Here is a 16,224-nt window from a genome sequence, read left to right as displayed (position 1 = left end):
CCAAGATATTTATCAATTTTTTAAGTCCTTATTTTTATATTTATCATCAGGTGATAGGGGACAGGGATTAAAATCGTCAACCCTGCTTGAAGCCCATCTATCAAACCAACATGCTGGTAGTTTAAGCAGCTGGCATATTCTGTTGGCGCCACTGCTGCGGTGTCAGCTGGGTCCATTGCTTAAAGGCACGCTGAAACGCACTTTGTTCAGAATAACCCAGTAACATGACAGTCTCCTGCAAACTCAAGTGCGGATCTTTCAGATATTGCATAGCCAGCATGCAGCGAATCTCCTGCATACATTGCTGATAAGTTTTGCCCTGTTTTTGTAAATGGCGTTGTAACTGACGCACGGAAAAATTCATCTGCTCGGCAATATGTTTGATCTGGAACAGGTTTTTTTGCAGGCCAATTAGAATCGCCTGTTGCAGCTGCTGATCTACCAGAGTGGAGTACGGAAATTTTTCTAATAATGCTTTGGCCTGTTGCATCAGCAGTTTTTGCAAGGTCTGGTCGCCCTGTTTCAGCGGCCTGGACAGTTCACTGACATGCATTAATACCTGATTTCTGGCTTGAGAAAATCGGACTTTACAGCCGAAATACTGCTCATAGAGTGCAATATTTTTAGGCATTGCATGCTGGAAATGTACCTCGTATAACTGAACCCCGTGCGGGCTCTGAATATTGGCTTTTACGAATTCCGTCATTAGCGCAATCGCGATTTCATCGGTCAATTGAGTATTCAGATGAAACGGAACTTCAACCCAGCCAATCGACAGATAATCGCCTTGCCATTGCAGCTGAAGTAGGCCGCCATCATAAATCAGACGATGATAATCATGATAGCGCATAAAGGCTTCACCCAAGGTCTCACTTGAGAGTGCCAGATAGCCAATAATACCGAGGTGTTTAGCTTCAACCAGCTGGGCGATTTCCAGGCCTAAAGCCGGTCGCTGTAGCTGTTGATCAAGTGTTGTTAACAGATCACGCCACAGGGCGAAATCAAAGCGTTCCAGATTTTGAATGGCCAATAATTTCTCAGGGACTTCAAGCTGTTTCAACTGATAATAGTCCAAAAGTAAATGTCCTAAACCACCGTATACTGAACCTACGTAGTTTTTTAGAACCAGCATTTTTAATTCTTTTATTTTGTCGTATTTTGTCAATCATATTGAATATTTTGGTCAATATCTAGTCTTTTATTTAGCCTATATTAAAAATAGACCAAGAGGTAAAAGATTATGTGGAAAGGTTTTCTGGCAGGACTTGTCGTCGCAAATGGATTTGAATGGTTTGCACATAAATATGTATTGCATGGTGTTCACCGGCCGGGACAGAGCCGTTATAGTCCGGTACCCGAGAGTATGCGCTCACACTGGGAGCATCACCGGATTGTGCGAAAAACGGAATTTTCCGATTTCGGCTATGTAGAAGGACTGGACAACTGGCGTACCCGCAATGAAATTGCCTCACTGGCAGTCGTCGCGACCGTTTTTGGACTCAGTTTTTATCCTTTTTCCAAAGGCATGTCACTGGCCGCCCTATATAGTGCAGGCAACTATTATTATTTACATCGCCGGGCTCATCTGGAACCAGAATGGGCCAAAAAGAAATTGCCCTGGCATTATGATCATCATATGAATAGCAATCAGGATGCCAACTGGTGCGTGACCAAGCCCTGGTTTGACTATCTGCTCGGTACCCGGGTGATTTCCTCGGCAGATTTGCAGGAACAGAATCCTTTAGGTTTGAGCTTGCCTGCACCGATCTCGAAAAAACTCAACCGCTGGGCAGAACAATATTTTCCGGTTAAATCGGCCGATGCTTCCTCTAAAATGATAAAAAATACTGCAAAAAATACGGTAATGAAGCAGTTAAATACGCAGGTTATGGAGTAAAATAGGGCTTTGTCGTGATTTGTCAATAAAATACGATTGTATTGTCAATATTGTCCTGCGGATTTCACTTATAGTTGCTCACGTCGGTGAGCAAAGCCTCATACTGATAATGTTTCTGGGTGTAATGAGTTATTTTGAATACCAAGTGCTGTAGTCTTATCTTGGTTTTATAAGGAGTCGAAAGACTCCTTTTTTTTGTCCCGTATTTGCTGTGTTGTTTTATTTAAGGCATAAAAAAAGAGTGTTTATAAAAACACTCTTTAATTAAATCATCATCTAAAACGGCTTAAAGGCGCATTTCAATACCTTGGGCTGCCATATAGGCTTTGGCTTCCGGAATGGTGTGCTGGCCAAAATGGAAAATTGAAGCTGCCAGTACTGCATCAGCACCACCATGGATAATGCCGTCCGCCAAATGCTGTAAATTACCCACACCACCAGAAGCAATCGTCGGTACCGTGACGCGGTCATTGATGGCACGCATCAGGGCAATGTCGTAACCGGCTTTGGTGCCATCGGCATCCATCGAAGTAATCAGTAATTCACCTGCGCCGAAGTCAGCCATTTTCACAGCCCATTCAATCGCATCAATCCCGGTTTCTTTACGGCCACCGTGGGTGAAAATTTCCCATTTGTGGTCGCCAGTTTTTTTGGCATCAATTGCAACCACGATGCACTGCGCGCCAAAGCGTTGAGACGCTTCCTGCACAAACTCGGGATTATAAATCGCAGCCGAGTTGATGCTGACTTTGTCTGCACCGGCATTGAGTAATAGACGGATATCTTCGACTTTACGTACACCGCCACCGACAGTCAGAGGTACAAAAACCGATTCAGCCATGCGTTCTACTGTGCGGTAAGTCGTGTCGCGTCCATGATGTGTAGCGGTAATATCAAGGAAAGTAATTTCATCGGCACCTTGTTCATTATAACGGCGCGCCACTTCGACCGGGTCACCCGCATCACGAATATCAAGGAACTGGACACCCTTGACCACGCGGCCGTTATCCACGTCCAGACAAGGAATAATACGTTTAGCTAGCATAAATTTTTCCAATTATTACAGCCGATTATGAAACTCACCCACGCAAGCGCTACACCTTGGCAGATGGAAACGGTATTCTAGCAAAATTATGTAAGTTTTTTCGCAGGTTTTCTATGTCGGTTTATACCACTTTGACTTTAAAGGAAGTTCAGGATTTTGCGGCGCCTTATGGTTTAAAGGTGATTGATCTGATTCCCATTCAAGGCGGTATTCAAAATACCAACTACTTTTTAGTCTGCGAAGACCAGCAATATGTGCTGACCGTATTTGAAGATATGGATGAGCAGGCGGCAGGCGAACTGGTTCCGGTTCTGGAACATCTGGGGCAGGCCGGGTTGGCTGTTCCGGTGCCTTTATCGCATTCAGGCAAAGCGATTCACAGCATTAAAGATAAACCGGCACAGATTGCACCGCGCCTGATGGGTGAACATCCCATGCCATCTACCATTGGGCAAGTTGAGGCAATTGCCATCGCTCAGGCGAAAATGCATGTGGCACTCAAAGACTTTAAATTAGAACGTAATTTTGTGCGTGATCATGCCTATTGGCTGGCCGTTTCTCAAGAAATCAAACCAAGTTTAAGTCCGGCTGATAAAGTCTTGCTTGGCAAATTATTAGGTTTATATGAGGCGTTGACGGCGGTATATCCGGACCGTCCACGCGGTTTTATTCATTCAGATCTGTTCCGTGACAATACCTTATTTGAAGGCGATCAGCTGAATGGCATTCTGGATTTTTATGAGCTGAATAAAGATGAATGGTTGTTTGATATCGCCATCACTTTAAATGACTTCTGTACCGAATATCCTGACGTGGTCTTAAATGAAGAAAAAGCGATTGCTTTTTTAAATGCCTATGAAACGATTCGTCCTTTAACCAGTGATGAACGCGCCTGCCTGGAGTTATATCTGGCTATGGCTGCGGGACGGTTCTGGATGATGCGTCTGCAGGTAGCACAGCGTAATGCAGCATTAGGCCGTACTGGCGAAGATATTTTGCAAAAAAATCCGGATGAAATGCGTAATATGCTAATTGAACGCTTAAAATTCGTCACCGCTTAAACAATCAAATCAAAAGGGATAGGGATATGCGCGATCAGGGACGTTTGGTGGAATGGTTTGATGATCAGGGCTATGGTTTCATTCAGCCCAGTGACCCCGCCAAAGATCGCGTATTTCTGCATATCAAGGATTTTGCCAAGCCTGGCCCACGTCCAATCGTGGGCTGTGCGCTGGATTATCTGGTCATTCTGGATGAACGCGGCCGTTATCGCGCGCAGCAGGTGATGTACCTGAAAGCAGCACAAGCCAAAAGTCTGCAAGTAAAATTCAAACCGTCCAAGTCGCAGCAGACACAGAAATTACAGCCGATGCAGATTGCCTGTGTGCTCTATATTCTTTTTCTGGTGGCTTTGACCTTGGGTAGTTTACTGAGTGGACTGGTGTTGTTGCTGGTCAGCCTGATGAATGCGCTCAGCTACTGGCTCTATGCGCAAGATAAGGAAGCGGCACAGCTGGGTAATCGCCGTATTCCGGAAAACACTCTGCATGTGGTGGCTTTCTTAGGCGGCTGGCCGGCAGCCTGGCTGGCACAGCAGAAATTACGGCATAAAACACAAAAACAACCTTTCCGGCAGATATATTTTTGTACCATAGCCTTTAACATCATTTTGATTATATGGCTGATTTCCCCGTTGAATAGTTTAAATATCTAGGGGAAGTACCAGGAGGGGACGTGAACTATTCCATTGATAAAGACTCAAACCGTACACTGACTTTTGCACTGTACATTTTATATATTGTGGCCATTTTTAGTGCTGGCCTGCTGGCTCTCGTGGCGCTAATCATTAACTATGTGAAACGGCGCGATGTGCGCGGTTCCATCTTTGAAAGCCATTTTACCTGGCAGATCCGCAGTTTCTGGTGGTATCTGTTCTGGAATATCGTCGCCTTTATTCCATTTTTCTTTTTGTTCTTTACCGGTGAAGATCCTAACCTGTTTGCAGGGGTCGCATTTGGTGCATCCGCGTTCTGTTTAGTGGTGGTGGTTTTGGCCTGGATCTGGATTGTGTATCGGGCGATTCGCGGCATCATGCGCTTAAATGACAATAGACCGATGTATAGCAAATAATTTTAGCCGTATTTCCCTAGAGAAAAAAATCCCTCTTTTTCAGGGGGATTTAGCGGAATTAAGAAAGATCTTGCTTTAATTCTTCTGTTGGTTGTTTTCTTAAAAACTTCGGTTTCCATTCACTGGCAATCATGCCCAGTACCACCAGCAATCCGCCTAATAAAGCCAGTGACGGTAAACGTTCTCCGGCCAGACGGCCAAACAGGGCTGCCCATACCGGTTCGCCGGCATAGATAATCGCTGCCTGTGATGGGTCGACCATGCGCTGCGCCCAGTTCATCACCAGTTGAATCAAGGCACTGGCAATGCCCAAACCGACTAAAATCCCTGCCAGATGCCAGTGAAATTCAGGTAACTGAGATTCACCTAACACGGGTGCAATTATAAAGCAGAATAAGGATGCAAAAATCAGTTGCAGCACCGTGACCCGGCGTACATTCACCTGCTCGGCGAAATGGCTGATAAAAATAATCTCCAGTGCAATCGCGATGGAACCGAGCAACGTCAGGGTTTGCCCGAAACTGAGCTGAATTGCAGCAAAGCCATTGCCTGTCAAAAACACCAGACCGATAAAGGCAAACAGCGCTCCGATCCAGGTCATGACATGCGGTTTTTTACGGAACATGAGCCAGAGCAGGATCGGAACCAGTGGAACATATAAGGCGGTTAAAAAAGCCGACTCACTGCTGCTAATGGTCTGCAAGCCCACAGTTTGGGTGCCGTAACCGATGGCGATCATGATCCCAATCACTGCGCCAGCGAACACCTCTTTCAGGTTCATGCCTTTTAGCGACTTCAGTGAAATCAGGGTGACGGCAAGCGCTGCCGCAGCAAAACGCAGGCCGACAAATATAATCGGACTGCTAAAGTTCAGCCCGTATTGCACGGTAATAAAGCTGCCGCCCCAGATAATGGTGATCAGGATCAGGGCGAGTTGCGGCGCTTTCACCATCCAGCCGGAGTGATTTTTGGAAATAAGTGTAGACATGCCAGGAGATCAGAAAATTAAAAAATAAAAAAGAGGTCCGAAGACCTCTTTTACAGCAAGCTTAATTATAGCGCCTGTTGCTCATCTAGCAACAACTGTGCTTCACGCAAGCTTAATGTACCTTCGTAAATCGCACGACCGGTAATTGCGCCTAAAATACCTGGTTGGTCTTTCAGGTTACGTACGTCATCCAGGTTGGTTACACCACCAGATGCAATCACAGGCAAACCTGAGTATTGCGCCAGATTCACGGTTTGCTCAATATTCACACCCTGCATCATGCCATCACGTGCGATGTCCGTATAGACAATGCTTGACACGCCAGCATCGGCAAAACGTTTCGCCAAGTCAGTGGCTTTAACATCAGTCACATTGGCCCAGCCATCTGTTGCTACCATGCCATTCATGGCATCAATCCCAACAATAATATGACCGGCAAATTTTCGACATGCTTCTTCAACAAATTCAGGATCCTGAACTGCTTTGGTGCCAATGATCACAAAAGAAACACCGGCTTGCAGATAATGCTCAATAGTTTCCAGAGAACGGATACCACCACCAATCTGGATCGGCAAATCAGGTTGAGATCGGACGATGGCTTCAACCACTGGTTTATGGATTGGCGTACCTGCGAAAGCACCGTTTAAATCTACTAAATGCAAGCGGCGAGCGCCTTCATTTACCCAATGCTGTGCTGTTGCGACCGGATCGTCTGAAAATACGGTATCGTCTTCCATACGACCTTGTTTTAAACGGACACATTTGCCATCTTTCAGGTCAATTGCAGGGATGATCAGCATGCTTTCGCTCCTTGCTTAATCTTTAGAATGAATTTGAGTGTATTCATCTTAGCAAATAAAGTCGAAATTTCTAACTCTTAAACGGTATGAATAAAGAAAACCTGTCCATAGATAGGTAGCAGTGAGGTAATTTATTTTGCTCGTTTTAATGATTTTAATGATCCGTCTCTTGAATGGCAATCAGATTTTCCACAACGGGTCGTGTACTGAGCGGATCGATAATCGAAGCTGTAAGACCTGTTAAAGTCACAGCTCTCTCATCGAACGCGCTCATCCCAGCTTTTATGCGACATTAATTTGCCAGAACCAACACGCCACTTAAGCGCTTAAGCCGTCGATGAAGGACGGATTCTTAATTTTAATGAAGTATTGGGAATCTCTCTGGGTAATAAATCCCGACGTAGTAATTCTTCAAATACCAGCACGGGCGCGTAGGCATCTGCGGCTGCATAATCAATTTGTGCCGGGCTTAGCTTCTTGCTGGCCCAGTTCGAGGTACTAATCCGTTTGGATTTAGGAAAATTCAACTGAAACAATAACGCCATGGCATTTTTTAATCCGACCGGATTGTTTAAACCAAAAGCTTTAAAACATTTAGACAGTTCAATCACACTATTCAGTTCAATTCCTTTTTTACGGAACAGGTGCGCATCATTTTTCAGGCCAAAACCAACCTTGATCTGGTCGCGATTGACAAAGATCGGTTTAAGAAAATCCCAGATCGAATCATTCATTTGAAATAAATAGGCTTTATCTAAAGTGGCCAGCTGAATCAGATGTGGCCCGGTAGAAACCTCACCAACTTTAAAGGTGGGCTTGGATTCAGAATCGAAACCCAGGACTGCACAGCTTTTTAGCTCCTGTTCAAGGGCATGACATTGTTCCAGACAATTAATCACCTGAATCTGTTGCATTGGAAGATTTTTAAATACAGGAAAGGTCTGAATTTGTTCCTTGCTTGGTAAAGTATCCAGCAGCTGTTGCATAAGCTTCAATCATGAAATGAATGCGTTCAGCTTAATCACTTTTCCTGTTCTAGGCAAAAATAAAGCCCATGAAGAATGGGCTTTATGCAGAATTTAAATAGGTTTAATCAGTGTGATAGCTACTCTGTTCCATCTGCGCCTGTTGAGCACGTTCAACATAATTCTGATAAGCAGGGACAGCAAAGGCGGCCAAAATAACCGCGAGTACCAGATACAGCACCACCAAAAGCGTTTCCCAGCCACGTGTCGTGCGTGGAGGGCCATATTCATTACTTTCGTTGTGACCGGGTGCCAATAACAGGTAAAGTGTAAAGACAAGGTTTACGACCGGCACAAAAATCAGTAAAGAAAGCCAGCCATTATGATTACGGTCATGTAAACGACGAATTAAAAAAATCACGCTAAAATAAATCGCAACGCCGTAGATCAAAACCAACAGCACCATTAAAGGCATGGACATTTTACCATCTAAAGTCTCTGGACTCATTCCAGGTAAAATGAAAGCAGCAATGATCCCGATGATCATAAAGCAAAAACCCAGCAGCATATTCCAGGCGATATACGAACGTCGCCCAAAACGTCCTGATGCATTCCACCCCGAATCCTGAATTGTATTACTCATTATTTTTCCTTTGTTTTCATTAGATTTTTTATAAGTAAGTCTGTGATAAAGGGATTTTTTATAAATGAAAAGTGTAAAAAATAATCAATAAAAAAGCCCGCAATTTGCGAGCTTTTTAGGCGAAAGGAAAATCAGATTTTCCAATCCACAAAGTTTTTCAATAACTGTAAACCGGCGGTATGGCTCTTTTCCGGATGGAACTGGGTCGCAAACAGGTTTTCTTTATGAATCGCTGTGCAGAACTCAATGCCATAGGTACAAGTAGCTGCCACCAATTCTGAATCTTGTGGTTCTACATAGTAACTGTGCACAAAGTAGAAACGCGCGTCCTGTTCGATATTGTTCCACATCGGATGCTCTGGATCAGCCTGATGCACCTGGTTCCAGCCCATATGCGGCACTTTTAAGCCCGCCATTTCTGGGAAATGCTTAACCGCACCTTCGAAAATACCCAGTGCATCGGTACCACCATTCTCTTCAGAATGCTGCATCAAGGCTTGCATGCCGACACAAATGGCCAATACCGGTTTGTTAAATACGGCATTGCGTACCACTTCATCAATCCCGGCTTCGTGCATGCCTTGCATACAGTCACGCATCGCGCCTACGCCCGGAAAAACAATCTTGTCTGCTTGTGCAATCAGTTTTGGATCATTGGTCACATCAACCGTGGCACCGACATGTTCTAATGCTTTTGCCGCAGAGTGCAAATTTCCCATGCCATAATCAAGAAGGGCAATACGGGTCATTACAGTGTACCTTTGGTTGAAGCTACCGTATTGGCAGCACGTGGATCGACTTCACAGGCCATACGCAGCGCACGCGCAAATGCTTTAAATACGCTTTCGATCTGGTGATGGCTGTTTTTGCCTTTCAGGTTGTCGATATGTACCGTCATCAAGGAGTGGTTTACAAAGCCCTGGAAAAACTCAGAGAATAAATCCACATCAAAACGGCCGATCATGGCACGGGTAAATGGAATATCCATAAACAGACCCGGACGGCCAGACAGATCTACCACGACACGGCTTAAAGACTCATCGAGTGGCGCATAGAAATGACCATAGCGTTTCAGGCCTTTTTTATCGCCCAATGCCTGTGCAAATGCCTGACCCAGCGTAATACCGCAGTCTTCCACAGTATGATGGTCATCGATTTCCAGATCGCCATCACAATGAATATCAATATCAAACAGGCCATGACGCTTGATTTGATCAATCATATGATCTAAAAAGGGAATACCCGTGTTTAAGGTGCCTTGACCAGTACCGTCGAGATTCAAACGAACTCGAATTTTGGTTTCGTTGGTATTTCTTACCACTTCACTGATACGATCTGTCATAGACACGTTCCTCAAATACGTCAAAATGATTGATGTAGAAAATATTTTCGCCGTGACGAAGTCACCGCATATTAGATTGCTCAGGAGGGTTTATCAATGCCTATCACCGTACATGCTTATACTTCTTTAGAAAATGACGAAGTGCGCAGCCAGCTTGAGCGACTGTATGACACGAGCCCGGAATTTAGCGACGGGGCAGATGCCATGGAACAACTAGAGCAAAACCTTGCACAGTATACCTCAGTTTATAGCGCAGAATTTAATAGCAAAATTATTGGGGCAATCTGGTGCACTGGACAGGGCGAAAGCCGCATTCTGGAAAATATCGTGGTACATCCGGCCAATCGCGGTCGTGGTGTGGCAGAAAGGCTGGTCAGCGAAGTCTGCCGCATGGAAGAAGAAAAAGGCGTGAAAAATTTCGTCCCAGGCTGTGGGGCCATTCATCGTTGTCTCGCCAATCTGGAAAAAATCTGAAGATAGAGCAATATCAAGCAGTCATTAGGCTGCTTTTTTATGTAAATAAGCGCTTAAATCTGTTTTATTACTGAGGTCTTTGGTAAACACTGTTCGATTTATGACTCAAATTGATGCGAGTTGATGGAAAAGTAAACATTTGATGAAAATTATTCTCTCTGCTCTTGACGATTTACAGCTGAAACTGTTTAATACGCGACATCGGCGTGATAGCTCAGTAGGTAGAGCAACGGATTGAAAATCCGTGTGTCCCCAGTTCGATCCTGGGTCTCGCCACCATATTTTAAAACGATTTCAAAGTTTTCAATCCCTGATCCCATCAGGGATTTTTTTTAGGCCAAAAATCAGCCACTCAAATATTTTTTTCATAATTTTGATTGACTAATGAGGCCAGATACGGCTTAATACACCGCATCGGCGTGATAGCTCAGTAGGTAGAGCAACGGATTGAAAATCCGTGTGTCCCCAGTTCGATCCTGGGTCTCGCCACCATATTCAAAAAATCCTCAAACTTGGTTTGGGGATTTTTTTTTGCCTACACCAAAGCCAGATCAGCACTCTTTTCTATTTTTCAGTTGTTTCAACTTGTTCTTTTTCTAGGTTTCCTGCCTTTTTATGCATCATTGACCGTTTATCAAACTTAACAATAGGCACTGGCATTATTTGTAAGATTTGGCTTTGACGCTTTCCCTTTTCCAAACGAGGGTAAAAATGATGAATCTCCTAACACCAATTAAACTCGGCTTTCTTACGGCCTGTACTGCTTTTAGCCTACCGATATTAAGCCATGCTGCGCCTGCTGCTGATTCCGTCGTCTTGCCGACCCTGACCGTCATGGCGGAACCGGAACTGCGCGCCGTGACTGAAAAAATGTTGCCTTATCAGGAGCAGAACAGCCAGCGTAAGGCCCTGCAAATGCGCCTGATGAAAATTGAACGTGAAATTCAGGCCTATAGCGTGGATGGTGACGTAGTGGCGAATATTGATGTGATGCGTGCACCTGCCGACCCTGATCTGGATAGCCTGCCTGTGGTGTTCCGTGAATATGTATTGGCCATCGCACAGGGCTTGCAGTCTTCAGACCCAAGAAATGGGGTGTATGTATTGCTGCAACCTTTTGGAATTAACCGCGATGCGACCAATGTGAATATTGTCCGCGAGCAATTCGATCAGAACCGGCTGAATCTGAGCCTGCCGTTTAATTCTCCATAATGTGCGCCTGTCGGTCCAGATAACTTTGTTAAACGAGCTTATTAAATCTGCCATGCAACGAGATCGACAAAATAGTGTTCTGGGAAAGGGTAGCTTTGTGAGAGGAGCAATTTCTGTCTAAGCTAGACATATTATTGGAAAAATCAAATGCCTTGAATTGTGTTTAAAAAATAAGCATAGTGGATGTAAATCAACAAGATCTGACTGACAGAGCTGGAGCGTATACATGCCGCGTGTTTTTATGATTGTAGCCGCTGTGACACTGGCAATTTTTATTGGGCTGTTTTATCAGAATTCAGTTCAGCAAAAACATCAGGCCGAGCTGCTCGAATATGAAACCGTGCTCGAAGAAAAAACCGAGAGCATTGCGCAGCAGGCACAGGACTGGTCTAAACCGATTCAGATTGAACTTGAAGATGACCGTCTGGATGGTGACTATGCCATCATGGCTGAGTTTATGCTGGGGCAATTGCGCGACAGTGCCGAGGAACGCAATCAGTATCTACGCGACTTAAAAGCCGCCAACTGGCAGAATTTTCTGAATATCGACCGCTTGGCCAGGGATCAGGCACAAGGCTATAAAGAAACTGAAGCGATGCTCAAGCAAGTCCATCAAATTGTGAACAGCTATCAGCAGAAAATCCAGCAGCGCGATGCCGAGCTGATCGACAAGGCGCAGCAACTGGATATTAAAAACCGTTATCGCCAGCAACTGAGCCTGACCCTGAAAGACAGTCAGCAAAATAGTAATGCACATGTCATTTTTGAAATTGAAAAACAGACTCTGGCCAAGGCCGATGCCTTATTTGCGGTATTGAAAAAGCATAAATGGCAAAAGAAAAATAACACCTTTATGTTCTATGACGATAAAGCCGTGCAAGAGTTTAATGCGCTGTATAAAGAAATGCTGCACCTGAATAAGCAGATGGAACGAGTGGCCAGCGCCAACCAGAAAGCGGTTGAAAACAAGTTGTAACCTGACTTAGATGACAGGATTGCCATAGGACTGTCATCTGCTGTTCAAACTCGCTTGCTAAATTGAAGGGGTCGCACAGATCACGACATAACATTTAAGCAGGTGAGTCATGCAAACAATTCAGGTTTTTGCTGATATTCAGCAGGTGTACGGTGAGTTTGTCGCAAATAAAACAGATCAAAAATTACAAAGGATGAATAACGGAGACAAGAACCGGTTGTTCTTGGATCAATATTTCACGCTGATCGAGGACTGGCACTATACCGAACAGATTGTGATTCAGTTCAATCAGCAGTATTTCAGTCTGGATCTGGGGAGCGCACCGGATTTTATGGATCAGGACAAATACATCAACTGGCTGAAGTCGGAACTGCTGCATTAATCAAGTCGTCGAATTCCTTATTGATATACAAACGAGCTGTCTCAATAGAGGCAGCTTTTTTATTTTGATAAAAAACTGGTATTGATCTTGCTGTTGCATCGGCACAGCGCGAACAGGCGCTGATTCCAATTCCGATTTGAACAGGCTATGCTGAATTAATTACCGCTGCCAAAAGAATGACAGGCGGAGCATGGATGATATGGAGGGCAAAAATTTATGCAACAGTTGATATGTTATAAGGAACTTCCAGTCTGGAACCAGCAGAGTATTCCTCAGGGCTTCAAGAATCAGCATAATACCAAAGCCGGCACTTGGGCGAAACTGACAGTATTAAAAGGTGAGTTGCGTTTTGCCATGCTGGAAAAATCTGGTGTAGTGCAATCCGAGCATGTGTTTACGCCAGAGCAGCAACCGCCATTTATTGAGCCTGAGGCCTGGCACAAAATTGTTTCTGCCAGTGAGAATATCGAATGCCAGCTGCGTTTTTACTGCCGGCCTGAGGATTACTTCATCAAGAAATATCAGTTAAATCCTACCCATTCTGAAGTGCTGGCCGCCATGCCCTATTTAAAAGGTGGCCGTGCGCTGGATGTCGGCTGTGGTACAGGGCGTAATGCGCTTTATTTGAGTCAGAACGGCTTTAATGTCGATGCCTGGGATGTTAACGAGAACAGTTTGCAGACTTTAAGACAGATTGTGCAGACCGAGCAGATTGATCATGTGCAGGTACAGCGCCGCGACCTTAACACGGATACCAGTATTGCAGGTCAATATGACTTTATCTACTGTACCGTGGTGATGATGTTCCTTGAGGCGAAAACCATTCCACCCCTCATTGCACAGATGCAGCAGGCGACCGTGCCGGGTGGCTATAACCTGATTGTCTGTGCCATGGATACGCCAGATATTCCGGCACAAGCCGATTTTCCATTTGCTTTTCAGCCGGGAGAATTGCGAGGATATTATGAGGGCTGGAATATTGTGAAATACAATGAAGATATCGGTGAGCTGTATCGTGTCGATGAGCAGGGCCAGCGGATTAAGCAGCACTTTGCCACGATGCTGGCGCAGAAGGTTTAAATAAAAGATTGAGGATTTTTTTTAAATTCTTGAGCTTAAATAAGACACTCCAAAACAAAAAAAGATGTCAGGCTGACATCTTTTTTTATGCTTTTAAAAAGCTTAAGCCGCTTTTTTAAACCAAGAGAACCAGCCTTTTTTCTCAGCTTTTACTTCTGCTTTTTCAGCAGCCGCGTCTTTGGTTTCTACTGCCTCAGTTTTCGCAGCTTCAACGTGTTGTTCTGCTGTAGATTGAGCTGTTTCTAATTGAGTCGTCGCTTCTGTTTTTACTGCTTCAGCTTTAGTTTCAGTCGCTTGTTGAGTTGCAGCAACAGTCGCTTGAGTCGCTTCAACTTTCGCTTGTACAGGTGCAGCAGCTTCTTTGGCAATAGTTTGGGTTGTTTTAGTTACAACAGTTGCTGGCGCAACTTGAGCTTCAGTTGCCATTGCAGATGCAGAAGTCGCTACGATTGCAGTCGCGATCATTGTTTTAAGCATGTTCATATATACCCTTTTAAGGAAATAGGAAAAAAGAGGCTTGATCATACGCATATAAAATTTAAGTAATTCATAAATAAGTTTTAAATGATTGAGAAATAAACCAATTTTACAAATAAATAACATTTATAAAAATTAAACATAATTTGGCTATAGAGGTGTTCTGATGGAAAAATAAACTAACTACCATTACTATAATCATTTAAATACATATTTTATAATTTGGGGTCTTTTTTGGATATTACGGAAAGTTTAAAAGAAATAATTAAAGAAAGTCCAACAGCTCCATTTCTTTTTATAGGCTCAGGATTCTCAAGACGTTATCTAGGCTTAGAAGATTGGAAAGGTTTACTAAGTCGATTTGGATCGAATTTACCTTCAGGATTTATCCGTTATATCAGTGAAAGTAACGGTGATCTAGCATTGGCAGCGGAAAAAATGGCAGAGCCATATTCTGATTATTGGTGGTCACTACCTGATTCACACATAATATCTAGTCAGGCGGATTGGTATGCTCATATATCTTCTCCATTAAGATATGATATTTGTAATTATCTAAAATCATTAGATATTCATAAGAAAGAACTACTAGATGAATTAAATATTCTTACATCAAAGAAAACGATTATTGATGGAATTATTACGACAAATTGGGATTTACTTTTAGAGCATCTCTTTGAAGAAGAAAATTATAAAGTTTATGTAGGTCAAGGAAATTTGCTGTTTTCAAATCCTCAAAAAATAGCTGAAATTTATAAAATTCATGGATGTTGTACAGATCCAAAATCACTAGTTTTAACAAAAAATGATTATGAGGATTTTCATAAAAAGAATAGATATTTAGCAGCAAAGCTTCTCTCAATATTTTTAGAACATCCAATTATATTCATTGGTTATTCTATGAATGATGAAAATATAAGATCTATTTTATGTTCTATCTCAGAAATGATGTCAAATGATGAACATAGAGCTAAATTAGCAAATAATCTGATTTTTATTAGTTGGGAAAAGGGAGGAGAGGATTCTATTTCTAAAACACACTTTAGTTTTGTAGATAATATAAGTATTCCTATAACAGAAATTAGAACTGATAATTTTTCGAAAGTTTATTTAGCTCTACAAGGTAATGAACGTCAAATCCCTGCTTATATATTGCGTATTTTTAGAGAGCAATTTTATGAAATAGTTCAAGGTGCGGCACCAGATAAAAAATTATACTGTGCTACAAATGTTGAAGAAATCATGCAGGGAACAAATAAAATTGAGTTTGTTGCAGGTTTTGGTGTTGCTCAACAAGGATATAGTGAAGTTGGCTTAAAAGGTGTTAATTTCAAAATGATTCTATCGGATGCTATATATGGAGATATTGAGTTTGATAGAGCACAAATTTTAAATAATACACTTCCAGATATTTGCAAGTCAGCAGTTTATGTACCTATTCAAAGATTTATTAAAGCTGACCCAAATTATAAGCCTTTTAAAAATGCGCCTGAGAATTTTAAAAATTTATTTAATTTTAATGAAAGAACATTTATTTCTAAGATAGCTAATGGCTATAGAAAATCATATAGAGCGAAGAACCTTTCTTCATTAAGTATTCTTGAATTAATTAAAAATACTCAGTTTAGCGATTCAATTCGTGCTGACTATTTAGGTCAATATATTGTTGATAATAGCTCAGAGGAGAATCTAAGAATTTTATTAGATTATCTAAAAGAAAAATTCGAAGAAAGCTGGAATAATTCTAACTATAAGCGTTTAGTTTGTATTTATGATTGCTTAGTCAATAAAAAAGAAACCCCGCATTAAGCGG

The 16,224-nt window shown here is 42.9% G+C and carries 19 protein-coding genes and 2 tRNA genes; 12 read left to right on the top strand and 9 right to left on the bottom strand.

Going from position 1 to position 16,224, the window contains the following annotated elements; translation table 11 throughout:
* Positions 1 to 121: 121 nt before the first annotated feature.
* A complete protein-coding gene (locus tag AC1IR0_RS04850) occupies positions 122 to 1,132 on the bottom strand; it encodes an AraC family transcriptional regulator (protein WP_409651564.1) in 1,011 nt (336 codons plus the stop codon).
* A 108-nt stretch (positions 1,133 to 1,240) separates the two neighbouring features.
* Here AC1IR0_RS04850 and AC1IR0_RS04845 point away from each other — a divergent pair, with 108 nt between their 5' ends.
* Positions 1,241 to 1,897 (top strand): sterol desaturase family protein, encoded by a 657-nt coding sequence (locus tag AC1IR0_RS04845; RefSeq protein WP_312328531.1) that lies wholly within the window; start codon positions 1,241 to 1,243, stop codon positions 1,895 to 1,897.
* Positions 1,898 to 2,183: 286 nt separating this feature from the next.
* Here the strand turns inward: AC1IR0_RS04845 and hisF are convergent, their stop codons facing one another.
* Positions 2,184 to 2,942 (bottom strand): imidazole glycerol phosphate synthase subunit HisF, encoded by a 759-nt coding sequence (gene hisF, locus AC1IR0_RS04840; RefSeq protein ID WP_004647284.1) that lies wholly within the window; start codon positions 2,940 to 2,942, stop codon positions 2,184 to 2,186.
* A 113-nt stretch (positions 2,943 to 3,055) separates the two neighbouring features.
* Here hisF and AC1IR0_RS04835 point away from each other — a divergent pair, with 113 nt between their 5' ends.
* From AC1IR0_RS04835 to AC1IR0_RS04825, 3 genes are read left to right on the top strand one after another with little or no spacing between them, the layout of a single operon-like run.
* Positions 3,056 to 4,003, top strand: coding sequence for a homoserine kinase (locus AC1IR0_RS04835; RefSeq protein ID WP_409651568.1), 948 nt, complete (start codon positions 3,056 to 3,058; stop codon positions 4,001 to 4,003).
* Positions 4,004 to 4,029: 26 nt separating this feature from the next.
* Positions 4,030 to 4,656: a DUF1294 domain-containing protein gene (locus tag AC1IR0_RS04830; RefSeq protein ID WP_409651571.1), complete on the top strand. Its 627-nt coding sequence runs from the start codon at positions 4,030 to 4,032 to the stop codon at positions 4,654 to 4,656.
* Positions 4,657 to 4,676: 20 nt separating this feature from the next.
* A complete protein-coding gene (locus tag AC1IR0_RS04825; protein ID WP_044111390.1) occupies positions 4,677 to 5,072 on the top strand; it encodes a DUF4870 family protein in 396 nt (131 codons plus the stop codon).
* A 58-nt stretch (positions 5,073 to 5,130) separates the two neighbouring features.
* Here AC1IR0_RS04825 and AC1IR0_RS04820 read toward each other — a convergent pair whose 3' ends face one another.
* The 6 genes from AC1IR0_RS04820 to hisB form a co-directional block, all read right to left on the bottom strand.
* A complete protein-coding gene (locus AC1IR0_RS04820) occupies positions 5,131 to 6,060 on the bottom strand; it encodes a DMT family transporter (protein ID WP_409651576.1) in 930 nt (309 codons plus the stop codon).
* Between the two features lie 65 nt (positions 6,061 to 6,125).
* The gene (gene hisA / locus AC1IR0_RS04815; protein WP_004278658.1) at positions 6,126 to 6,860 is read right to left on the bottom strand and encodes a 1-(5-phosphoribosyl)-5-[(5-phosphoribosylamino)methylideneamino]imidazole-4-carboxamide isomerase; all 735 of its coding nucleotides are present in this window, start codon (positions 6,858 to 6,860) and stop codon (positions 6,126 to 6,128) included.
* 326 nt (positions 6,861 to 7,186) lie between these two features.
* Positions 7,187 to 7,846, bottom strand: a complete 660-nt coding sequence (locus tag AC1IR0_RS04810) for a 3'-5' exonuclease (RefSeq protein WP_325756068.1) — start codon at positions 7,844 to 7,846, stop codon at positions 7,187 to 7,189.
* 103 nt (positions 7,847 to 7,949) lie between these two features.
* Positions 7,950 to 8,468: a DUF805 domain-containing protein gene (locus tag AC1IR0_RS04805; RefSeq protein ID WP_180181446.1), complete on the bottom strand. Its 519-nt coding sequence runs from the start codon at positions 8,466 to 8,468 to the stop codon at positions 7,950 to 7,952.
* A gap of 131 nt (positions 8,469 to 8,599) precedes the next feature.
* Positions 8,600 to 9,217 (bottom strand): imidazole glycerol phosphate synthase subunit HisH, encoded by a 618-nt coding sequence (hisH, locus tag AC1IR0_RS04800; protein ID WP_253138485.1) that lies wholly within the window; start codon positions 9,215 to 9,217, stop codon positions 8,600 to 8,602.
* The gene (gene hisB / locus AC1IR0_RS04795; protein WP_004729244.1) at positions 9,217 to 9,810 is read right to left on the bottom strand and encodes an imidazoleglycerol-phosphate dehydratase HisB; all 594 of its coding nucleotides are present in this window, start codon (positions 9,808 to 9,810) and stop codon (positions 9,217 to 9,219) included. The genes hisH and hisB overlap by 1 nt, the downstream gene beginning before the upstream one ends.
* Before the next feature lie 96 nt (positions 9,811 to 9,906).
* Between hisB and AC1IR0_RS04790 the strand changes: the two genes are divergently transcribed.
* The 7 genes from AC1IR0_RS04790 (at position 9,907) to tehB (ending at position 13,934) form a co-directional block, all read left to right on the top strand.
* A complete protein-coding gene (locus tag AC1IR0_RS04790; RefSeq protein WP_004278652.1) occupies positions 9,907 to 10,284 on the top strand; it encodes a GNAT family N-acetyltransferase in 378 nt (125 codons plus the stop codon).
* Between the two features lie 203 nt (positions 10,285 to 10,487).
* Positions 10,488 to 10,563 (top strand) — tRNA-Phe (locus tag AC1IR0_RS04785).
* A 137-nt stretch (positions 10,564 to 10,700) separates the two neighbouring features.
* Positions 10,701 to 10,776 (top strand) — tRNA-Phe (locus AC1IR0_RS04780).
* Between the two features lie 222 nt (positions 10,777 to 10,998).
* The gene (locus AC1IR0_RS04775) at positions 10,999 to 11,496 is read left to right on the top strand and encodes a hypothetical protein (protein ID WP_409652024.1); all 498 of its coding nucleotides are present in this window, start codon (positions 10,999 to 11,001) and stop codon (positions 11,494 to 11,496) included.
* Positions 11,497 to 11,722: 226 nt separating this feature from the next.
* On the top strand, positions 11,723 to 12,472 hold the full coding sequence (locus tag AC1IR0_RS04770) for a hypothetical protein (protein ID WP_409651583.1): 750 nt from the start codon (positions 11,723 to 11,725) through the stop codon (positions 12,470 to 12,472).
* A 109-nt stretch (positions 12,473 to 12,581) separates the two neighbouring features.
* Positions 12,582 to 12,854 carry a hypothetical protein gene (locus tag AC1IR0_RS04765; protein ID WP_253100038.1) on the top strand — a complete coding sequence of 91 codons (273 nt, stop codon included), beginning with the start codon at positions 12,582 to 12,584 and terminating at the stop codon, positions 12,852 to 12,854.
* 216 nt (positions 12,855 to 13,070) lie between these two features.
* Positions 13,071 to 13,934 carry an SAM-dependent methyltransferase TehB gene (gene tehB / locus AC1IR0_RS04760; RefSeq protein WP_479741208.1) on the top strand — a complete coding sequence of 288 codons (864 nt, stop codon included), beginning with the start codon at positions 13,071 to 13,073 and terminating at the stop codon, positions 13,932 to 13,934.
* A 102-nt stretch (positions 13,935 to 14,036) separates the two neighbouring features.
* On the opposite strand, the gene AC1IR0_RS04755 is transcribed toward tehB, so the two are convergent.
* The gene (locus tag AC1IR0_RS04755; RefSeq protein ID WP_243474890.1) at positions 14,037 to 14,417 is read right to left on the bottom strand and encodes a hypothetical protein; all 381 of its coding nucleotides are present in this window, start codon (positions 14,415 to 14,417) and stop codon (positions 14,037 to 14,039) included.
* 228 nt (positions 14,418 to 14,645) lie between these two features.
* Here AC1IR0_RS04755 and AC1IR0_RS04750 point away from each other — a divergent pair, with 228 nt between their 5' ends.
* On the top strand, positions 14,646 to 16,220 hold the full coding sequence (locus AC1IR0_RS04750) for an SIR2 family protein (RefSeq protein WP_180087578.1): 1,575 nt from the start codon (positions 14,646 to 14,648) through the stop codon (positions 16,218 to 16,220).
* Positions 16,221 to 16,224 lie beyond the last annotated feature (4 nt).

This window comes from Acinetobacter sp. 129952 (assembly GCF_056642055.1).
The sequence above is the reverse complement of the archived record's forward strand: the minus strand, read 5'-3'. Positions and strand labels throughout refer to the sequence as shown.

Bases quoted from the DNA above. Each gene is read 5' to 3' on its own strand.
- AC1IR0_RS04850 (WP_409651564.1), bottom strand. From the start codon at position 1,132: ATGCTGGTTCTAAAAAACTACGTAGGTTCAGTATACGGTGGTTTAGGA.
- AC1IR0_RS04845 (WP_312328531.1), top strand. From the start codon at position 1,241: ATGTGGAAAGGTTTTCTGGCAGGACTTGTCGTCGCAAATGGATTTGAA.
- hisF (WP_004647284.1), bottom strand. From the start codon at position 2,942: ATGCTAGCTAAACGTATTATTCCTTGTCTGGACGTGGATAACGGCCGC.
- AC1IR0_RS04835 (WP_409651568.1), top strand. From the start codon at position 3,056: ATGTCGGTTTATACCACTTTGACTTTAAAGGAAGTTCAGGATTTTGCG.
- AC1IR0_RS04830 (WP_409651571.1), top strand. From the start codon at position 4,030: ATGCGCGATCAGGGACGTTTGGTGGAATGGTTTGATGATCAGGGCTAT.
- AC1IR0_RS04820 (WP_409651576.1), bottom strand. From the start codon at position 6,060: ATGTCTACACTTATTTCCAAAAATCACTCCGGCTGGATGGTGAAAGCG.
- hisA (WP_004278658.1), bottom strand. From the start codon at position 6,860: ATGCTGATCATCCCTGCAATTGACCTGAAAGATGGCAAATGTGTCCGT.
- AC1IR0_RS04810 (WP_325756068.1), bottom strand. From the start codon at position 7,846: ATGCAACAGCTGCTGGATACTTTACCAAGCAAGGAACAAATTCAGACC.
- AC1IR0_RS04805 (WP_180181446.1), bottom strand. From the start codon at position 8,468: ATGAGTAATACAATTCAGGATTCGGGGTGGAATGCATCAGGACGTTTT.
- hisH (WP_253138485.1), bottom strand. From the start codon at position 9,217: ATGACCCGTATTGCCCTTCTTGATTATGGCATGGGAAATTTGCACTCT.
- hisB (WP_004729244.1), bottom strand. From the start codon at position 9,810: ATGACAGATCGTATCAGTGAAGTGGTAAGAAATACCAACGAAACCAAA.
- AC1IR0_RS04790 (WP_004278652.1), top strand. From the start codon at position 9,907: ATGCCTATCACCGTACATGCTTATACTTCTTTAGAAAATGACGAAGTG.
- AC1IR0_RS04775 (WP_409652024.1), top strand. From the start codon at position 10,999: ATGAATCTCCTAACACCAATTAAACTCGGCTTTCTTACGGCCTGTACT.
- AC1IR0_RS04770 (WP_409651583.1), top strand. From the start codon at position 11,723: ATGCCGCGTGTTTTTATGATTGTAGCCGCTGTGACACTGGCAATTTTT.
- AC1IR0_RS04765 (WP_253100038.1), top strand. From the start codon at position 12,582: ATGCAAACAATTCAGGTTTTTGCTGATATTCAGCAGGTGTACGGTGAG.
- tehB (WP_479741208.1), top strand. From the start codon at position 13,071: ATGCAACAGTTGATATGTTATAAGGAACTTCCAGTCTGGAACCAGCAG.
- AC1IR0_RS04755 (WP_243474890.1), bottom strand. From the start codon at position 14,417: ATGAACATGCTTAAAACAATGATCGCGACTGCAATCGTAGCGACTTCT.